Annotated in this window: 1 protein-coding gene; it reads right to left on the bottom strand. The window is 62.0% G+C overall.

Features of this window, described 5'->3' with window-relative positions; all coding sequences use genetic code 11:
* Window positions 1-2,204 (bottom strand): condensation domain-containing protein (locus tag O0879_RS28505; protein WP_289920043.1); only part of this gene is annotated, 2,204 nt, incomplete at its 3' end.
* Window positions 2,205-2,235: the final 31 nt, after the last annotated feature.

Below are 2,235 nucleotides of genomic sequence, written 5' to 3'. Positions count from 1 at the left end.
CCCACACGATCATCAGGCTTGACGCCCATTTCTTGCAGAGCGTGTGCAACTTGGTTGGCACGACGGTTCAGCTCTGCGTAGCTTACCGTATGCGCTTCGCATACCACAGCCATCTTGTCCGGGTTGCGTCCGGCTTGCTCCTCGAATAGTTGATGTACTAAGCGTTCGCGGGGATAGTCGCGCTGCGTGTGGTTGAAATCGACAACCACCTGGTGTCGCTGCTGCTCGTCCATCAGGTTCAGCACATGCGCCGGCTGCTGCTCGTCAGTCACCATGCTCTCGAGGGTGCGCTGGAAATAGCCAATCCAGCGCTCGATCGTGGCGGTATCGAACAGATCGGTGGCGTATTCAAGCGTGCCGTACAGGACATCGTCCGCTTCGGTCACCGCCAGCGACAGGTCGAACTGGGTACTGGCATGGGTTTGCCCGATACCCTGCAAGCGCAGGCCTGGCAATTCCAGCACCTCGTCGGCCGGTGTATTGTTGAGCGAGAACGACACCTGGAACAGCGGACTGTAGGCAAGGCTGCGCTGCGGATTGAGCGCCTCGACCACCTGCTCGAACGGCACATCCTGGTGTGCATACGCGTTGAGCGTATCGTGCCTGACGCGCTCGATCAGGGCACCGACGCTGGGTGCGCCTTCCAAGTTCACCCGCAAGGCCAGCGTGTTGACAAAGAAGCCGATCAGGTGTTCCGTTTCGCGGCGATGGCGGTTGGCCACCGGGCTGCCGATTACCACCTCATCTTGGCCAGACAGGCGCGCCAGCAAACTTGCCCAAGCAGCCAGCAGCGTCATGTACAACGTGGCCCCATGCCGCAGACCCAGCTGCTTGAGCGCCTGCGTAAGTGTGGCTGGAATGCTAAAGCCCGCGCTCGCGCCACGGTAACTTTGCACCTCCGGGCGCTGGCGGTCCAGCGGCAACGCCAGCAATGCCGGAGCACCGGCCAGATGCTGCTGCCAATAATCGACCTGGGCCTGCAGGACATCACCCTGCAGCCAAGCGCGCTGCCAGACCGCATAGTCAGCGTACTGCAACGGCAGTGGCGGCAACGGATCGTCCCGTCCCTGGCTCAAGGCCGTGTAGAGCATGCTCACCTCCCGTACCAGCAAACCGATCGACCAGCCGTCGGTGATGATGTGGTGCTGGTTGACGAACAGGATATGTTCCTCCGGGCCCAAGCGCAGCAGTTGTCCACGAATTAACGGTCCACGCGACAAGTCGAACGGCGCCGACATGGTTTGCTCACCAATGCGCGTGATCGCCAGCTCCTGTGCGTTGACATCAAGCAACGAGATATCCTGTTCAGCCAAGGCAAAACCCACCCCGGCAGGCGCGATGTGCTGCATCGGCTGGCCGTCGTCGAGCACGAACGTAGTACGCAGGCTCTCATGACGCGCCACGATGCGGTCCAGCGTCGCCTTCAGTGCCGCTCGATCCAGGCGGCCGCTCAAGCGTAGCGCGGCAGGCATGTGGTATGCGGCACTGGCTGCATCATCAAGCTGGGCGAGGAACCACAAGCGCTGCTGCGACCAGGACAGGGGCAAGGCCCCGCCACGGTCGACCAATGGAATAACATCGGCCATCACACGTTCGGTTTGCGCAATACAGGTGGCCAGTTCGCTCAGCACCGGGTACGTGAACAGGTGGCGTAGCGCGATCTCGATCTGCAAAGCCTGGCGCAGGCGTGCCATCACCTGCACGGCCAGCAGCGAATGGCCACCCAGTTCAAAGAAATGGTCATGGCGCCCTACCCGAACCTTCAACAGATCGTGCCAGATATCAGCCAGTACCTGTTCGACTTCCCCGCAAGGCGCTTCATACACCCGCTGCGCCAGCGCCGCCGCATCCGGCTCCGGCAAGGCCTTACGGTCCACCTTGCCGTTGGGAGTGAGCGGCAAGCGCTCGAGCACCACGAATGCCTGCGGCACCATATAGTCTGGCAAGCTGGACCCAAGGTGCTGACGCAACGCCGCAACCAGCAGCGGCTGCGCCGCTCCCGCTTCCAGCGGCACGACATAAGCGACCAGGCGTTTGTCGCCGTCGGCCCCGTCGCGCGCCAGGACCACCGTGTCCCGCACCTGCGCATGCGCCTGCAGCGCATGTTCGATTTCGCCCAATTCAATTCGGAAGCCACGAATCTTCACCTGATGATCGTTGCGCCCAAGGAACTCCACGTTGCCGCACACCAGCCAGCGTCCCAAGTCACCAGTCTTGTACAAGCGGCTACCCTGT

Origin of the sequence: Janthinobacterium sp. SUN120 (genome assembly GCF_030397735.1) — a bacterium.
In the GTDB taxonomy this organism is placed as follows: Bacteria; Pseudomonadota; Gammaproteobacteria; order Burkholderiales; family Burkholderiaceae_D; genus Janthinobacterium; species Janthinobacterium kumbetense.
Note: the sequence above shows the minus strand (reverse complement) of the source record. Positions and strands in the feature narration are given on the sequence as shown.